Genomic DNA, 15515 nt, shown 5'->3' with positions numbered 1-15515 from the left:
CCAGCGTGACGCCGCCCCTGCTGCCGATACTTACCGCAGGACGGCTGCATCGCGTGCCCTCTCAGGAGCCGTCCCACCACGGCTGCGTGTCCTCCACGGCGACGAACTCGTAAAAATCCATGTTGCTGATCTCCAGGTTGCACGCCATCGATCCGACCATGCGGCAGGGAAGGACGGCGGTCTGCCCCGGGGTGTCGTGTAGGTCGACAACGGTCAGCGGTCGGCCGGGCTCGGCAAAGGTCCTGGCGTCGGCGATCACGACCAGCGCGGTGTGCTCCTTGGGCGGCGGGACCTGCGCCGGGACCTGCCCCGGCAGGAGGCCATCGAAGGCCCGGTCGTCGACGACCAACGCCGTCAACGGATAGTGCTCCACGTCGATCTCGTCCGAGTCCAGGTCTGCGCCGCCCCAGCCATCCTCGTCGGCCCCGCCCAGCTCGTCGAGCAGGGTGCGCCAGCCCTCCTCGTCGTCGAAGAAGGTACGGACCAGCAGTACGGCAGCGGTGGAGGGCAGTGCCGGGAAGGACCGGTGCGGCGGCGCCGTCGGCGCGGGGAAGGCCGGCCGGCCGCCGTCCCCCTGGTACATGCCGCACACGTCCATGTTGCGCACCAGGTGGTCGAACGCGAGTGCGCCGCCCAGCAGGGCGGCCAGGATCTCGCCGAGCCGGGCTGACGGGACCCGTACGCCGCGCCCGGGTATCGCTGCCAAGTCCACCAGCAACGGCCCGTCCCCGCCGTATACCACCGGAATGTCCGCCAAGACGACGATCGGCGGCACCGGGCCGTCGTCCGCGGCAAGCGCGGGAACGTTTCCGCCGTGCAGGAAGTCCCACCCGGTGTCCTCGATCGGTCGCACCCGCACCCCGTTGCGCCCGACGACGAGCACATCGCCTTCCCGGCGGCCCCCGATCTCGTCGAACAGCCCGCCCCACAGTGCCATGCCGTCCTCGTAGCAAGTACAGACCAACAGCACTTCACCGGGCTCCGGCTGGGGAAGCTTGGGCAAGGACATGATTCTCCTCCGAAAGGCTGCTGCGGTCACTCGTCGTAATGGGTCCTGGCCATGGTGATGCCTGCTGCAGGACATCACGCTCAGGTCAGCACCGTCTAAAGACGCTGTGCGCCTTGCCGAACAGTACGTGACAGGCACGATAGAGATCATGAATGTCGGGTGCAGCAACACTGTGTTCGCCCACACGATCGACGATCTACGTGACGGTTTCCTACGCGGGGTGACCAGCGGAAAAACACTCGACGGAGTTCGTTATCGACCCGGCGGTGCGTTCGGGCGGGCTGTATGGCGAGCGGCGGCACCCGGTTGCCCGGATCGCGGATATGCGGCGTGGCCGTGAGCTGCCGGGACTTCAGCTGGGGCGGGCAGCCAGGCGGATGATCGGGATTTCCCGGTCGGTCTTCTGCTGATATCCGGCGAATCGGGGTGCGGTGGTCGTGATCTGCTGCCACGCCTTGTCGCGTTCGGTGCCGTGGAGTTGTTCGGCGGTCACGTCGAGGGTTCGGCCATCGACGTCGATGCGGACCTTGTCGGGGTTGGCGGCGAGGTTGTGGTACCAGGCGGGGTTTCCGGCGGCGCCGGCCGCCGAGGCAGCGATGAGGTAGGTGCCGTTGTCTCCGGGAAACCAGGCTACCGGTGTGGAACGTTCGACGCCGCTCTTGCGGCCGAGCGTGGTCAGGACGAGAGCGTCCATTCCCATGAATTTGCCGCCGCCCTTGCGGCGCAGGCGTTCAGCCATGAACTTGTTCATCCACGTGGTGAACCGGCCGGATGGTTGGCGGGCGCCGCGGGTGCCCGCGGGGGTTCCGAAGCTCATCGGATTCTCGCTTTCGCTGTGTTCCGGCAATTGGGGTCAGAAAGCTTCGGCTGGGGTGTGGACGGTGCGCTGTACCTGGACGTCGTGCCGGGCTAGACCAGCAGCGTGCGGTGCTGGAGGTCGGTGACGTATTTGGTGATGAGCTGCGGCGATAGATGTGGGATGTCGTTGTCCGGGCCGATTCGCACGTTGTGGACGGCGGTCTGAAACGCCTTGGCCGGGATGACCGAGCCGCGGATCGGGTGCTCCGGACGGGCGTAGGCGTGCAGCAGCGGCAGTACCGAGGCCTGGCGCTGCTTCTCGGGCAATGCGCGCAGTGCGGTCTCGAAACGGTCGAACCAGTCGCGGTAGTCGGTGATGCGCTGGATCGGGTGGCCTGAGTCGATCAGCCAGTCCACGACGTTGTCCAGGGATATGCCGTCGTCGTGCGGATTCACCACATCGAAGGTATGGAATCCTGCCGTGCCGAGGCTACCGAGTGTGGTGATCGCCTCAGCGGTGAAGTCGGCGGGCAGCCCGTCATAGTGGGAGCGCCGTCGCGTGCCGTCGGAGTGGGTCTCGTAGAAGGAGGACGGCGCGATCCCGGTCGCGACCAGACTCAGCACCAGGCGCGTGAACATGTCCGGCACGTTGAGCTGCCCGCGGTAGCGGCTGTGCGCGAGGATCATGTCGGAGCGGAAGACCGTGACCGGCAGACCGCACAGGTCGTTGGCTTCACGCAGCAGCACCTCCCCCGCCCACTTGCTGTTGCCGTAGCCGTTGGCATAACTCTCATCGATGACACGCATCGAGCTGAAATCACGGATGTCACCGTCCTCGTCGAACCGCCCTGGCTCGACTTGCGCGGCGACGCCCACCGTCGAGAGATAGGTGACGGGCTTGAGCCGCCTGCTGATCGCGAGGCGAATCACCTCGGCGGTGCCGACCACGTTCGGCCCGAACAACTGGCTGTAGGGCAGCACATGGTTGACAAGGGCAGCCGGGTGGACGATCAGATCGACGCTGTCGGCCAACCGATTCCAGGTCGCGCTGTCCAGGCCGAGGTTCGCCTCGCCGATATCGCCTGACAGGACTTCGAGGCGGCGGGCGGCCAGCTCCTGGAAATGCTCGACCAGCTCCGGGTCGCCGCTGTCGAATGCCTCGTCGAGCCGCTGCCTTGCTGCCACCGCGTCGCTGCCGCGCACCACGCAGATCAGCGTGCCACCCGACTCATCCAGCCGCTCCAGCCATTCCAGGCACAAAAAGCGCCCCAGGTAGCCGTTCGCTCCGGTCAGCAGCACCGTCCGGGTGATGCCGTCGGGCGCGGGCAATGCCTCGGCGGCGCTCAGGGTCCTCGCATCGATGAACTTGTCGAGGGTCAGGTCACCGGCGTAGATCGCCGATCCGTCGCGGCCGTGGACCGCGGCGAGGGTGGGCCGCCGCACAGCCGAATTCCGCGCCCTTTCCACGTAATCGGCGAGATCACGTAGCCCGTTCGCGGGGCTGATGACCACGCCGACCGGCACGTCCACCGCGAAAATATCCTGGAGTAGGTTCGAAAACGACAGCGCCGAAAGGGAATCGCCGCCCAGTTCTGTGAACTGGGCTTCCGGACGGATATCTGTTGTCGCGCAACCCAGTAGTGCGCGGGCGGCCCGGCTGATCGTTTCCAGCACCGGCAGCTCGGCAGCGGTATGCCGCAGGGCGAGCAGTTCGTTGTCCTGCTGTTCTGCCAGGTCGCTGTACAACTGGTCGAGTCGAGCGCCGTATTGCGCTGTGAGCTTGGGCCGCAACAGTTTACCGATGCCGGAGAGCAGACCGTTCTCGATCGTGAATGGCTCGGTCTCGATCAGGAAGTCGCGCGGGATCTCGTAAGAGTTCAGTTCGGCTTCGTTCGCGATCTGCTGCAACGACGCGGCGATCGCGCCCTTCAGCGCGTCGGTGTCCAGAGCCGCCGCGGTGGGCACAACCACCGCGAGCAAGTAGGCGCGTTCGCTGCTGCCGTAGACGAATATCTGCCGGACCAAGGGGCTGCCCGCGTAGACGGCCTCCAACTGGGAGACGGCGACGAACTCGCCCTGCGACAGCTTCAGCACGTTGTTGCGACGGTCGACGTAGACGAGTTGATCTGGACCGATCTCGGCCATGATGTCGCCGGTCTTGTAGAAGCCGTCCGGGTCGAAGATCTGCGCGGTGACCTCGGGACGCTTGTAGTACCCAGGAATCATGGTGCGCGTCTTCAGCAGCAGTTCGCCGCGAGGATGCGGCTGGTCGGTCCGGAAATATCCCAGCTCGGGGACGTCGACGAGTTTGTAGTCGAGCACCGGCGGCCGGCGCAGCTGGTTGTCGACCAGCACCCCGCCCGCCTCGGTGGAACCGTAGCCATCGCGCAACTCCACATCCAGGACAGACTCCATGAAGGTCTTCAGCTCCGCGGCCAGCGGTGCCGAGCCCACCGAGGCGGAGATGACACGCCCGCCGAGGAAGTCCTGGCGCAGTTCGGTTTTCACCTGCTGTTCGGTGGCGCCGCGCCGGTCGAGCTCGCTCTGATAGCGCTGGAAAATCAGGTCGCACACGCGTGGAACGAATATCACGGCCGTCGGGCGCACCAGACCGATGTCCTCGAACAGCGTCGACATATCGCTTCTTGCCGTGAAGTAGGCAGTGCCGCCGCGCGCGAGAATCCCCGACAGGGTGAGACGGCCCGCGAGGTGGCTCATGGGCAGATAGTTCACGCCGATCGTGGGCGCTGTGGTCGAATCGAACCAGGCCGTCGTCTCCACCCAGATGCCGGCAGCAAGCCGATCGGTGTACATGGCGCCCTTGGGCGTGCCTGTACTTCCCGAGGTGTAGATGAGCACGGCCAGCGGGTCGGCGTCGGCGTCGGGGACGAACGGCGGCGCGGGCGGTGCGGCACGGCCGCGGGTGCGCACCGAATCGAGCGTTTCGACGACAATCGCGCTACCGGCGTCCGCAAGCCGCTGTAGCGCCGAATCGACCGCCGCACGTTGCGCGTCGTCCTCGGGGTGGTAGTCGAAGACGACAAGATGTTCGGTGGGCACCTCGTCGAGCAAGCAATCGACGGCGGCATCGAGCAGTTCCGGCGTCGCGGCGAGAACCCGAGGGCTGGTCTCGGCCATGATCGCCCGCAGTTGGGCGACCGCGGCCCCCGCCTGCAGCGGCACCGACACCGCGCCCAGCTCTGCACAGGCCAGATCGAGCGTGACGTAGTCACAACTCGTGAAGCCGAGTATGGCGACGAAATCGCCTGCGCGCACAGGATGTTCGACGTCGTGATGCCACGCGGCGGCCACCGCTCCGATTCGCTCGCCCAGTTCCCGGTAGGTGATGGTCTCGAATCTGGGCAGCAGACGAAGCGTGCGCCGACCCGCCACATCCGTGGTGAACTCGAATGCCCGCTGCCCGAGCGCGGGACGTTCGGCATAACCTTCCAGCACCGTCGCAATTACCTGCGCATACCGCAGTCCTGGTCGGCTCAGCGCTGTGCTGATCTCTTCGGATGGCTCGGCGTCGCGAACCTGCTGATCACAGGCATACAACTCGGCGATGCGCTGTTCGCGCCGCCCTGCTGGAGTATCGATCGACATGATCCAGCCTCCCTTGGTCGGATATCGCTCACACGAGAGACCGACGCCGGATGAAGCGGCTGACGTCGGTGAGGGAGGCAACCACAGGACTTCCCTCTTTCGATCTGTAGTTAGCTCAGACAACTACCCTTTCCGGTATACACCTATAGCGTCCAGCTTCTGATGTGACCCACATCTCATACACTTCGGCCCGTCGGCGCTCCGTCCGCGGCGAGCCGACCTGGGCGATTCGGCACGCCGAGCCGTTGCCGCGCGCTCGCTCCGAAGGACGCGACCCCAAGGACAATCCAGGGCGGTAAGGTGTGACGGCAAGAAAACTCGCATGGCACGCGAACATGCCAGGTTTGCTGCATGTTTTGTGTCAGTACAGCGAGATCGGGCGGTTCATGGCAGATTGTGAAGATGTGACCAATACTTCCGGAGACGCGTATCCCCTCGCGGACACGATGACCACCACGGTGACAACGCCCGAGGGCGCGACTGTGCTGACGGTGTCCGGCGAGGTCGACCTGGCGACAGCGCCCGCGCTCGAAGCCGCGATCGAGGGCATTCTCGCCGGTAAACCCGTGGCCCTGATCATCGACCTGTCCGCGGTCAGCTTCCTCGCCTCGGCGGGGATGGCCGCCCTGGTCGGGGCGCATCAGCGGGCGGGAGCGTCGACCTCGATCGCCGTCGTCGCCGATGGCCCGGCGACCAGTCGCCAGCTGAAGATGACCAGCCTGGATCAGGTCTTCGCGCTGCATTCGACCCTCGATCAGGCCCTGGCGTCGTTCCGCTGATCCTGAAGTCCCACAGCCCTGCTCGTTGCGGTGGACCGTGGAATGCTGGAGCCTGTGGGAGATCACGGCACGCATGACACCGTCCGCCGCAGCTACGACACCGTCGCCGAGAATTACGCCACCGATCTCCGCGATGAGCTCCGCGGCAAACCGCTCGACCGGGCACTGCTGAGCAGTCTCATCGAGCAGACCGAATCGGGAAAACCGATCGCCGACCTCGGCTGCGGCCCTGGACATATTGCGGCCTGGCTCGCCGATCACGGTGCGACGACAGTCGGCATCGACCTATCCGCCGCCATGGTCGCGTTGGGACGCAAACACTATTCAGCGGTCGAGTTCCGTGCGGGCGATTTGCTCGAACTGCCCGCCGCCGATGGCGAATTCGGCGCCGCGGTCGCGTTCTACTCGATCATCCATCTCGCGCCTGGCGAACTGCGCAGCGCCTTCGAACAGGTGCATCGCGTGCTGCGCCCGTCGGGCCTGTTCCTTGTCTCGTTCCACATCGGCTCGGAGATCCGGCATTTCGATACCTGGTGGGGACACGAGGTGGATGTCGACTTCCGCTTCTTCGATCCGGATCAGATCATCGCCGACCTGGCGGCGGCGGGGTTCGAGGTGCGGATGCGCATGGAGCGCCCGAACTATCCGCACGAGGTCGACACTCGCCGCGCCTACCTGTTGGCTCGCCGGGCCGACCCGGCGAGCCAACAGGATCTCAGCAGAGTTCGCGCAGCTGCTCGATCAGCTTGATCCGCTCGGCCGGGGTCGCGGCCATCGGAACGACGTTGAGGACGGTCACGCCCGCCTCACGGAACGCGGCGACCCGCTCCTTGACGTAGCCGGCGGGGCCGACGAGGGAGATGTCGCGCACCAGGTCGTCCGGAACGACCTTGGCGGCCTCTTCCTTCTTGCCGGCCAGGTACAGCTCCTGAATACGGTCGGCCTCTGCGCCGTAGCCGTACTTCGTGGCGAGGGCGTGATAGAAGTTCTTGCCCTTCGCGCCCATGCCGCCGATATACAGCGCGAGGTGCGGTTTCACGAATTCCAGTAGCGGCGTGACGTTTTCACCGATCGCCAGCGCAGGTCCGGCATACACGTCGAGTTCGCCGAGGATCGGATCACGTTTGGCCAGACCGGCATCCAGCGATTCACCCCAGATTTCCTTGGCCTTCTCGGGCACGAAGAAGATCGGCTGCCAGCCCTCGGCGATCTCGGCGGCCAGCTGCACATTCTTCGGGCCGAGCGCGGCGAGCAACACTGGAATGCGTTCGCGCACCGGGTGATTGATCAACTTGAGCGGCTTGCCGAGGCCGGTACCATCGCCTGCGGGCAGCGGAATCTTGTAGTACTTGCCGTCGTATTCGAGCCGCTCACGCCGCCACACCTTGCGGCATATCTCGACCAGTTCCCTGGTGCGGCCGATCGGCGAGTCGTAGGCGACGCCGTGGAACCCCTCGATCACCTGCGGGCCCGACGCGCCGAGGCCGAGCACGTAGCGGCCGTCGGAGACGAAGTCCAGGCCCGCTGCGGTCATCGCGGTCAGGCTGGGGGTGCGGGTGTAGATCTGCAGGATGCCCGAGGCCAGCTGCAGACGGGTGGTCTTGGCGGCCAGGTAGCCCAGCGCACTGACGGCGTCGAAGGAGTACGCCTCGGGGACGAACACGATGTCCAGACCGGCCTGCTCGAGGTCGGCCACTTCCGCCGCCGCCTCTTTGAATCCGCCCGAGTAATTGATGCCCAATCCGATCCGCATAACACTCAACATAACCGCAGCTACGGACCGGGCGCGCACCGGCCACCCACGCGCGGGCGGTAGCGTAATCGCCGAGACTTCCCCGTGATCGCCGAAGAAACGAAAGGCCACCCGCCGTGTCGCAGCCCACCACGTCGTCCCAGGAAACTGCACCCTCCTTCGGCAGGGCCACGCTCGCGCAGTACCTGACCGACCTGGCCGCAAAGGTGCCCGCACCCGGTGGCGGCGCGGTCGCCGCACTGCACGCCGCTCAGGGCGCCGCACTGGTTGCGATGGTCGCCCGCTACACCACCCGCGCCAAGGACGCCGAGCACCGCCCGATCGTCGACCGCATCATCGAGGCCGCCGACGCCGCGCGGGACCGCGCACTCGCCCTTGCCGACGCCGACGCTGCCGCCTTCACCGCCGTTGGTGCTGCCTACAAGCTGCCGAAGGCCACTCCGGAAGACGCCGCCGAGCGCAACGAGGCCATCACCGCCGCACTGATCCAGGCCGCCCGGGTGCCCGCCGCCGTCGTCGACGAGGCCGACGAAATCCTGTCGCTTGCTGCGGAACTGCTTCCGATCGGAAACCCGAACGTGGTCACCGATATCGGCGCGGCCGCCGACGCCGCTCGCGCGGCCGCCACCAGTTCGCAGCTCAATATCGAGATCAACGTCGCCTCCCTCAGCGCCGCGGAAGGCGACCGATTCGCACCCGTGCTGATGCGCGTGGAGGAGATCACCGCACGTGCCGATGCCCTGCACGCCGACGTGCTGCACGCCGTACGCAGCTGATAGCGGGCCCGGGAATACCGGGTGTTTCCGCGCCGCGGTGCCGGGTACGCCCGATATAGACCGGCAACCAGGTCCGAGTTCGCGATGACCTCCGGCGCACGAGGCAGAAGGCCGCCGGCCCTGCTCGCTCACCGGCGCTCGCGAACACCACGCCTGGCACCGCTGCCGCGCCGACACTGGCGGTCGTGGCACTCATGCGCCTCGGCCCGACAGGGACACCGCCGCCAAGATGGTGCTCGGCACCTCGCGCTGGGCGCTGACCGGCTGGAACGCCACGGCCGAGCTGCCGAACCCCGGCCATGTCACGGCCGCGTCCGCCACGGTCGGAGAGGAGGACCTGCCGCCACGGTTCACCTACAGCCGGGGGCCGTTACGGATTCGGTACCTCGAGTTGATCATGAAGTCCTAGAATGGATTTCTGCCACCACACCATCTAGAAGGGGTGGAGCCATGAGGAGCGCACTCAGATATCTGTTCCTCGCGGCCTTGGTCATGGCCTTGGCTGCGTTCGGGTCCGGAACAGCATTCGCGACCTCTATCGGAACACCATCGGCTGCCTCGGTAGCGGCCGTCACGCCATCGGCCGGCCAAGAAGTCGGCATCGCACATCCGGTCACGATCCAGTTCACGGCGGCTGTCGCGGATCGCGCTCGCGCCGAACGAGCCATCGATATCACGTCCACCCGATCGATCCCGGGTACGTTCGCATGGGCGAACGACCGCGAAGTGACGTGGACACCCACGGGATTCCTTCCCGCCCGCTCCCCGATCTCGGTTCGAATAGGTAGTGCGCGAACGGAATTCAGGACCAACGCCGGGGTGATCGCCGACGCCGACATGTCCAACCACACCTTCACTGTCACCATCGGCGGCCAGGCGCCGCGCACGATGCCCGCCTCGATGGGCAAACCGGGCTACGAGACACCATCGGGCATCTTCCCGATTCTCGAGATTTTCCGCTCGGTGGTCTTCGACTCACGCACCATCGGCATCCCGTTGAGTTCCCCCGAGGGTTACGTCATCAACGGTGAATATGCCGAACGCCTCACGTGGGGTGGAGTTTTCGTGCACTCGGCACCCTGGTCGGTGGATTCCCAGGGCTATGCGAACGTCAGCCACGGCTGCATCAACCTCGCACCCGACGACGCAGCCTGGTACTACGAAATCGCCAGCATCGGCGACCCGGTCAGCGTGCACTGGTAGACCGACCGCACTCCCCCGCCTCCTGACCGCGATACCACCGAAACGTACCGCTGGTAACGAGCGGGGAGCCGGCTGTCCATGTGTGAGTTCGACATTCGAGCACCGGGCGACCATTCGTGCCGACTGAGGGGTAATCGGATGACGTGGCCGGGCGCGTTCGCTTGCATTGCGGTCGATGCGCAGTATCCTCCGGAGCTATCAGAGTGGGGAACGAACCTGACGGTATGAGCTGATGAAGGTGGGGCAATGGATCGACCAGACATGCAAGGACGGCCTGGGGAGGCCTATCGAGGCGACTGGTCCGAGTGGGCCCATCGAATGCCCGCCGAACCCGAGCCGCATGCGGCCTACGCCCCCGACTATGCCGACGACGATGACGATGTCTTTGCGCGCCTGATCGATCGGTCGCGGGTGCGGCGGCGCTGGTATCAACTCCCGAAGGGCAGTCGGCGCTGGATGCCCGCACTGCTCGCCTCGCTCGGCGCCGCGGCACTGCTCGCCGCCGCCTTTGTCCAATTCCGCGGCGCCCCGGCGCCGGCGCCGACCGCGGCGTCCAGCTCAGCCGATATCCCTGTCTCGGCCACCATTCCCGCAACCCGATGCCCCGCCGAAAAAGTCGGCAATCGCATCCAAGGCAATGGCGCAGGCGGCGTCGACTCCGGCCCTGCGGCGATCTTCGCGTTCCAATACGCCTACTACGTGACACGCTCCAGCGAACAGGCCCGCGCTGTTATAGCGCCCAACGCGGCCGTGTCGTCGGCCACCGACATCCAGCACGGCATCGACACGATCCCCGCGGGCACCACGCACTGTGTCACCATCACCCCCGGTGCGTTCGTCGGCCAGTACCTCGTCCGAGTGAGTGAACAGCGCCCCAATGCACTGCCGGTGGCCTACAACGCCCAACTGGTGACGACCGCCCGTGCGGGCGGTCGTACGCTCATCACCGGTATCTCCGCGGCCGAGTAGACGGGCTGTGGCCGGTCGGCGTACCGCGCATACCGACACGGAAGTCGGCCGCAGGTCTCCATCCACCTCATCCTTTCGGCGAATCGGTGATGGGCCGAAGTCGGTTGTACGGGCGTCGAACGCACGGGCTCGCCGCGCTCTCGACGGGCTCACCGCACGATAGCTCGACAGCGCCCGCGCAATCGCACCAGGGTTGTCCAACACCGAGATCGCCGAGGAGCTCTACCCACCGTGAAATCGCACACCGGCAGACTGTTCACCAAGCTCGCGGTCGAGAATCGAGTTCAGCTTGCCCTCCCTATCCGCGACGCCCAAGACTGAGTCGTCCAGCGCGGCACTACCCTTCGCGACGGCTGCGGTCGTCCGATGACCTGCTGCGGATCGCGAACACGGTCACCACCAGCAACGCGATCAGTTCCAGCACGTTCCAGGGAATCGGATCCGACGCGGGCTCGGCGGTCGTGGGACGCGGGAGCACCGGTGGCAACGCGACGACCGGCCTCTCCAGCGCGATCACGGGCACTGCCGCGGGCGGCCGCGCAGGCACAGATTCGGCAACAGTCCGGCTCGGCGGCACCAACGGCGGGCTGAGCAGGAGTGGAGCACCGGGCGCCGGGGGCGCGCTGTTCGGCAACAACAACAGACATGTCAGTAGCGCACTGCCGGTGGCGGCGCTCCCGACGACGACACTGCCGAGGCCCGAACCGCCGCTCGAGCCAGATCCGATCAGCCCGCTGCCCACTCCACTTCTGGTGGCGGAACCGACAAGGATTCCGGCGGCACCGACTGCGGCGCTCCCGGAACACGCTAGCTCGACGCTGCCCTGGTTCAACCCGAGTGCCTCGACCGAACCGACTGGCGTTGCGGTCGTTTCGGGCTCAGCACCTCCCGTGGCGGGCAGTCGGCCTTCTGCGCTGCCGGTATCGAACCCGTCGACGGTGCCTGGCGCGCCAGCATTCGAACCGATCGCGTTATCCGCGCTTCCGGTCGAGATGCTGCTCGAGCCGAGACTCAGCGCTGTACCGGAACCAGAGCTTCCAGTCGACACATCGGTGACTCCCGGCGTCGCGCTCCCGGTCGCGATACTGTCCACGAGCGACTGCCACGGCGGGTCCGCGGCAGCGGTCGTCGGCCTGCCCGCCAGCAACGCCACCGTCACCGGGATCAGCACCGCGAAGCGCAGACCCCCTCTGCACCTTCGAATTCGTGGCACAGCGATTGCACATGCCATCTGCAGCTACCCCTGTCCGTCAGCTCGTCTGCACCAGTTTCCGAAGCTCGAACAACTCGTCAGGTGATCTGCTGGAAGCGCGCCAGCGCTAGTTCGAAGGCATCCCTCGGGACGGTGTTCCCACCAGAGAAGGGCTGGTCCAGGTTGTGGACCTCCAGAATCGCGGCGGCGACCACGACACCGAGCAGCGCCATCATCAGAACACTGCGCCTGGTGACCCGCACACCCGATAGCACAGGGCTCAGCAACAGCAGCAGTGTGCCGAAATACAAGGCCACATATAGGAATCCCGGAATCCCGTACCCCACCACGAGCGCACGATCGTGACGTGCCCCTGCGACTCTGTCCAGGCTCGCCAAGGCGGTAGCGCGCAGGTTGTTCACGTACGGATCCGACGATCGCATCGAATCCACGCTGTCGCGAAGCACATCGAGCGTCTCCTGGGCCTTTTGACTCAGGTGACCGTCTCGATCCATCACCGACCACTCCTGGTCGACGACCTGTGTGGTGTAGTCACGCACCAATCCCTGGATCCGGTGATGCTCGGGATCCGGCATGGCATGTGCCGCCGTGTAGGCGTCGACCAGCGACTTCGCCTCGGCCACAGTGTAACTGCGCGCGGTCTGATACTGCTGCCAGCAGATGACAACCACGAACGCCACGGTTGCCGCGAAGAACGTCTTGATCAGATCGAAAACCAGCGTCCCCGCAGCTTCGTCACCCGTCTGCCGCCACGAATCCGGACGCAACCTGTCCCCCAGCACGAACACCAGCACCGCGAGGGCCGCAATCCCTATCGCCACGACCAATTCCCTTGCCATATCAGCGATCCCACCTTTCGCACGACCGGCATAACGTGTCTCGGACACAGATCGACACCCGCCGAGGGATACCTCGGCGCGAGGCGCGATCGGAGGAAGCTTCGATCAACAGGTATTCGCCGCGGCGGGGCCGCCGGATGACGATGAGAATAAGAACGACGCCACTTCGCTTGAAGGAGAGCCGTTCTCGCGCGGAGCACGCAGCGGGCCCGAGCGGGCTACAGCCGAATGAAGTGAGCGCCGTATTGCATGTTGGCCCCGACGGCCGCAATCACTATCGGGTCGCCGGAGCCCAGGCCGATCACGCCGTTGCGCAGGTCCTCGGCGAGAAGGATGAGGACGCTGGCACCGGAGGTATTGCCGTAGCGGTCGACGTTGATCGACGTACGGTTCTCGGCAATACCGAGGGCGCCGATCAGCTGCTCGATGAGCCGGCGATTGGATTGATGCGGATACAGGCGTTGCAGGTCACCGACATTCCACTGCACCTCGGCCAGGACACGATCGATCGACTTCTGCATGACCGGCGTGTATGCATCCGCGACGCGCTTGCCGATGATGTGAACCGCATAGTCCGACAGCGCGGCACCGGGCAGTCCTGGCGGGCAGAGATTTCCGCCCGCGGGTTGGACGGCGATCTCGAAGTGTTCATTGACGGTTACCGCGGACACCAGCTCCGAACTGCTGTCGTCATCGGCAGCCTCGAGGATCACCGCGCCCGCACCATCGCCGAACAACAGGGCCGATAGGAAAGCCTCGCTCTCCTTGCCGTCGTACTCGATACCGCCGGTGAATACCTCGCGGTTGAGCAATGGCGAGGCAACTTGAACCATCACGACCGCGACGCGCTTGCGGACACCGCTGAGGATCATCTCCTTGGCCCACTGCAAACAGAACACCGCACCGCCACAGCCGATATCGGTCTGGAGTACTCCGGCGTCGGACCGCATCCCGAGCCGATGGTGGAGCAGCTGCGCATCGCTGCCGAAATGCAGCCGATCCGGGGTGCTGCCGCCGACGATCAGACCGTCGAGTTCGGTCGCATCGACGCCGGCGACGGTAAGAGCCTCTTGCAGTGCTGCTTCCGCCAGCACCCCTGCCGGGCCGGGCGCCTCACCGTATCCGGGCGGAAACAGCGGACGGCCGGTTTTGTCGTCGAGATCGAAGCTGAATCGCCGCTCGCGAATACCCGTCTTCTGCTCGAATTCCGCAGGCGTCCACGGCATCCTGCGCGGCCCCGGAAACATACCGAGGAGTCGCTCGTTGGTCATTACCAGCGGTGGGACCGACGCGCCTGCGCCGGTGATCCGTACTTTCATGATGTTCCATGCCTGTTCGCTGTTCCGACACGGTCGGAATACGCCCCGTCGACACCGCTGTCAGGTCACGCAGAACCGCCCGGAATCCGCTCGGGAACAGGCGTAGGTTCGTTGCGGCAGCGACGATGAGCCGAGTGGCAGTGCGACCGACGGATGAGAAACCTCATCTCGGCATATCGCCAGGTATCAGCCGCTCACATCCAGAGGTTTCTCAGGGGCACCGATCTCCGATCGGTCGCTTGGGTGGGATGTGCACGAGCGAACGATACCCACGGGTTTATTCGAGCCGGAACTCACAAACCCCCACAATTGGGAATATTCCACCTGAAAAGAACTGAGACTCGGACCGCTGTCGGTGGCGACCGATTTCAGGCGCGGCGGGCGTTTTCGGCCGCGGTGACGACGTGGCGCATCAGGAGGGCGGTGGTGACGGGGCCGACTCCGCCGGGGACGGGGCTGAGGGCAGCGGCCTTACCGCGCACGGAATCCGCTTCGACGTCGCCGACGATCTTGCCGTCGGGGGCTTCATTGGTGCCGACGTCAACGACCACCGCAGCTTCGCCGATGTGCTTGCCGGTGACGAGGTCGATGCGTCCCGCGGCGGCGACGACGATGTCGGCGGCAGAGGTCACCGAGGGGAGGTCGGTGGTGCGCGAGTGAGCAACGGTCACGGTGGCGTTTTCGGCGAGTAGCAGCTGCGCCAAGGGCTTGCCGACGATGTTGGAGCGGCCGACGACCGCGACATGTCGACCGGCGAGGGGGATTTCGTGATGCTTAAGCAGTTCGACGACGGCTTCGGATGTGGCGGGGACGAAACCGTCGAGATTGCTGGCGAGCAGGCCGAGCGACAGCGGGCTGACACCGTCGACGTCCTTGGTCGCGGCGATCGAGGAGCTGACGTCGTCGAGGCCGATACCGGCGGGCAGCGGTGTCTGCAGCATGATCGCGTCGGTGGCGGAGTCCGCGCTGCGCGCGTCGAGCTCGGCGCGGATTGCCTCGGCGCTCGCGTCGGCGCCGAGTTCGACGGTGTCGCACGTGATTCCGAGTCGCTCGGCAGCCTTGCGCAGCGAGTTCACATACCAGGCGCTCGCCGGGTCGTCGTTGGCGACGACCAGAGCCAGGCGCGGGGCGGGTCCGCCCGTAGCCAGCGTGGCGGCGCGCGCCTTGGTGTCGGCGTTGATGGCGGCGGCGAGTTCCTTGCCGGACAGCGAAACGGTATCCACGTTGTCACACCTTAATGGTCACGACGCG

Annotated in this window: 14 protein-coding genes; 6 read left to right on the top strand and 8 right to left on the bottom strand. The window is 65.9% G+C overall.

What is annotated here, in order from left to right; genetic code table 11:
- Positions 1-61 precede the first annotated feature (61 nt).
- The 3 genes from OHA42_RS21910 to car form a co-directional block, all read right to left on the bottom strand.
- On the bottom strand, positions 62-1009 hold the full coding sequence (locus OHA42_RS21910; RefSeq protein ID WP_406229749.1) for a DUF6924 domain-containing protein: 948 nt from the start codon (positions 1007-1009) through the stop codon (positions 62-64).
- 352 nt (positions 1010-1361) lie between these two features.
- On the bottom strand, positions 1362-1826 hold the full coding sequence (locus tag OHA42_RS21905; protein WP_406229748.1) for a nitroreductase/quinone reductase family protein: 465 nt from the start codon (positions 1824-1826) through the stop codon (positions 1362-1364).
- Positions 1827-1918: 92 nt separating this feature from the next.
- Positions 1919-5413 carry a carboxylic acid reductase gene (car, locus tag OHA42_RS21900; RefSeq protein ID WP_406229747.1) on the bottom strand — a complete coding sequence of 1165 codons (3495 nt, stop codon included), beginning with the start codon at positions 5411-5413 and terminating at the stop codon, positions 1919-1921.
- A gap of 446 nt (positions 5414-5859) precedes the next feature.
- Here car and OHA42_RS21895 point away from each other — a divergent pair, with 446 nt between their 5' ends.
- Positions 5860-6192 (top strand): STAS domain-containing protein, encoded by a 333-nt coding sequence (locus OHA42_RS21895; protein WP_328413017.1) that lies wholly within the window; start codon positions 5860-5862, stop codon positions 6190-6192.
- Between the two features lie 42 nt (positions 6193-6234).
- Positions 6235-6942 carry a class I SAM-dependent DNA methyltransferase gene (locus OHA42_RS21890; RefSeq protein WP_406229746.1) on the top strand — a complete coding sequence of 236 codons (708 nt, stop codon included), beginning with the start codon at positions 6235-6237 and terminating at the stop codon, positions 6940-6942.
- On the opposite strand, the gene OHA42_RS21885 is transcribed toward OHA42_RS21890, so the two are convergent.
- A complete protein-coding gene (locus OHA42_RS21885) occupies positions 6908-7945 on the bottom strand; it encodes an LLM class F420-dependent oxidoreductase (RefSeq protein WP_406229745.1) in 1038 nt (345 codons plus the stop codon). The genes OHA42_RS21890 and OHA42_RS21885 overlap by 35 nt on opposite strands.
- 116 nt (positions 7946-8061) lie before the next feature.
- On the opposite strand from OHA42_RS21885, the gene OHA42_RS21880 reads away from it, so the two are divergent.
- The 4 genes from OHA42_RS21880 (at position 8062) to OHA42_RS21865 (ending at position 10893) form a co-directional block, all read left to right on the top strand.
- The gene (locus tag OHA42_RS21880) at positions 8062-8721 is read left to right on the top strand and encodes a cyclodeaminase/cyclohydrolase family protein (protein ID WP_406229744.1); all 660 of its coding nucleotides are present in this window, start codon (positions 8062-8064) and stop codon (positions 8719-8721) included.
- Positions 8722-8950: 229 nt separating this feature from the next.
- Positions 8951-9130 (top strand): hypothetical protein, encoded by a 180-nt coding sequence (locus OHA42_RS21875; RefSeq protein WP_406229743.1) that lies wholly within the window; start codon positions 8951-8953, stop codon positions 9128-9130.
- 41 nt (positions 9131-9171) lie between these two features.
- Positions 9172-9924, top strand: coding sequence for a L,D-transpeptidase family protein (locus OHA42_RS21870; protein ID WP_406229742.1), 753 nt, complete (start codon positions 9172-9174; stop codon positions 9922-9924).
- A 246-nt stretch (positions 9925-10170) separates the two neighbouring features.
- Complete coding sequence (locus tag OHA42_RS21865) at positions 10171-10893, top strand: hypothetical protein (RefSeq protein ID WP_406229741.1); 723 nt, start codon at positions 10171-10173, stop codon at positions 10891-10893.
- A gap of 337 nt (positions 10894-11230) precedes the next feature.
- Here the strand turns inward: OHA42_RS21865 and OHA42_RS21860 are convergent, their stop codons facing one another.
- The 4 genes from OHA42_RS21860 to OHA42_RS21845 all read right to left on the bottom strand — a co-directional run bounded on the left by OHA42_RS21860 (position 11231) and on the right by OHA42_RS21845 (position 15487).
- A complete protein-coding gene (locus tag OHA42_RS21860; protein WP_406229740.1) occupies positions 11231-12052 on the bottom strand; it encodes a hypothetical protein in 822 nt (273 codons plus the stop codon).
- 131 nt (positions 12053-12183) lie between these two features.
- Positions 12184-12945: a DUF4239 domain-containing protein gene (locus tag OHA42_RS21855; RefSeq protein WP_406229739.1), complete on the bottom strand. Its 762-nt coding sequence runs from the start codon at positions 12943-12945 to the stop codon at positions 12184-12186.
- Between the two features lie 218 nt (positions 12946-13163).
- A complete protein-coding gene (locus OHA42_RS21850; protein WP_406229738.1) occupies positions 13164-14264 on the bottom strand; it encodes a 3-oxoacyl-ACP synthase III family protein in 1101 nt (366 codons plus the stop codon).
- A 368-nt stretch (positions 14265-14632) separates the two neighbouring features.
- Positions 14633-15487, bottom strand: a complete 855-nt coding sequence (locus OHA42_RS21845; RefSeq protein WP_406229737.1) for a bifunctional 5,10-methylenetetrahydrofolate dehydrogenase/5,10-methenyltetrahydrofolate cyclohydrolase — start codon at positions 15485-15487, stop codon at positions 14633-14635.
- Positions 15488-15515 lie beyond the last annotated feature (28 nt).

Source organism: Nocardia sp. NBC_01009 (assembly GCF_045208035.1).
Taxonomy (GTDB): domain Bacteria; phylum Actinomycetota; class Actinomycetes; order Mycobacteriales; family Mycobacteriaceae; genus Nocardia.
Note: the sequence above shows the minus strand (reverse complement) of the source record. Positions and strands in the feature narration are given on the sequence as shown.

Excerpts from the sequence above, each read along its gene's own strand:
- OHA42_RS21875 (WP_406229743.1), top strand. The coding sequence starts at position 8,951 with ATGGTGCTCGGCACCTCGCGCTGGGCGCTGACCGGCTGGAACGCCACG.
- car (WP_406229747.1), bottom strand. The coding sequence starts at position 5,413 with ATGTCGATCGATACTCCAGCAGGGCGGCGCGAACAGCGCATCGCCGAG.
- OHA42_RS21870 (WP_406229742.1), top strand. The coding sequence starts at position 9,172 with ATGAGGAGCGCACTCAGATATCTGTTCCTCGCGGCCTTGGTCATGGCC.
- OHA42_RS21890 (WP_406229746.1), top strand. The coding sequence starts at position 6,235 with ATGCTGGAGCCTGTGGGAGATCACGGCACGCATGACACCGTCCGCCGC.
- OHA42_RS21885 (WP_406229745.1), bottom strand. The coding sequence starts at position 7,945 with ATGCGGATCGGATTGGGCATCAATTACTCGGGCGGATTCAAAGAGGCG.
- OHA42_RS21895 (WP_328413017.1), top strand. The coding sequence starts at position 5,860 with ATGACCACCACGGTGACAACGCCCGAGGGCGCGACTGTGCTGACGGTG.
- OHA42_RS21855 (WP_406229739.1), bottom strand. The coding sequence starts at position 12,945 with ATGGCAAGGGAATTGGTCGTGGCGATAGGGATTGCGGCCCTCGCGGTG.
- OHA42_RS21910 (WP_406229749.1), bottom strand. The coding sequence starts at position 1,009 with ATGTCCTTGCCCAAGCTTCCCCAGCCGGAGCCCGGTGAAGTGCTGTTG.
- OHA42_RS21850 (WP_406229738.1), bottom strand. The coding sequence starts at position 14,264 with ATGAAAGTACGGATCACCGGCGCAGGCGCGTCGGTCCCACCGCTGGTA.
- OHA42_RS21905 (WP_406229748.1), bottom strand. The coding sequence starts at position 1,826 with ATGAGCTTCGGAACCCCCGCGGGCACCCGCGGCGCCCGCCAACCATCC.
- OHA42_RS21865 (WP_406229741.1), top strand. The coding sequence starts at position 10,171 with ATGGATCGACCAGACATGCAAGGACGGCCTGGGGAGGCCTATCGAGGC.